This is a genomic window from Myxococcus vastator (assembly GCF_010894475.1).
Classification (GTDB): Bacteria; Myxococcota; Myxococcia; order Myxococcales; family Myxococcaceae; genus Myxococcus; species Myxococcus vastator.
In genome coordinates this window covers 1-625 of the sequence record NZ_JAAIYB010000943.1, presented here as the reverse complement: position 1 = coordinate 625, position 625 = coordinate 1, and the positions used below count along the sequence as shown (strand labels likewise).

Annotated in this window: 1 protein-coding gene; it reads right to left on the bottom strand. The window is 70.4% G+C overall.

The window, feature by feature from the left end; all coding sequences use genetic code 11:
- Positions 1–512: translation initiation factor IF-2 N-terminal domain-containing protein (locus G4D87_RS38465; protein WP_205507898.1), on the bottom strand; the 512-nt coding region annotated here is incomplete at its 3' end.
- Positions 513–625: the final 113 nt, after the last annotated feature.

Sequence of the window (625 nt, the reverse complement as noted above, 5' to 3'; positions counted from 1 at the left end):
GCCTTGGGGGCCTCGGCGACCTGCGCGGGGGGCGTGGATGCGACAGCAGCAGGCGCCGCGGGCTCCGTGGCGGCAACCGGGGCCTCGACGTGCTGAGGCTCCGGAGCGCTCGGCGCCTCGACGGGCGCGCGGGGCGCCTCGGCGGGCGGAGACGCCTGCACCGGCTCCTCGGCGGCGTACTCAGCCGCCATGGGCTCGGGCGGCGGCTCATAGGCGGCCTCGGCGGCCTGTGAAGCCTCGGCTCCGCTGTCCGCGGTCGCACCGGCGGGCGGACCCACCTTGCGGCGCACGACGAAGCCCTTCGCCGTCACGGGCGGCGTGGCCTGCTTCGGCTTGCGCTTGTCCAGAATCTTCTGGACGGCAGCGGTCGCCTGGTCGTCATCGAGAGACGACGAGTGGCTCTTGACGTCGTAACCGAGGCCCGACAGCTCGGTGACGACCTCCTTGTTGTCGAGCTCAATCCCGTGGCTCTTGAGTTCCTTGGCGATTTCGTGGACGCGCTTCTTCGACATATTGCCCTTGATGGCCTTCTGCTCCGCCGACTCCGGGGCGCAGCACCCTAGTCCAAACCCGAAAATGTGTGCGAGTGGTGGCTAACACCCACTCCCCCCGCACCCCTCCGCTC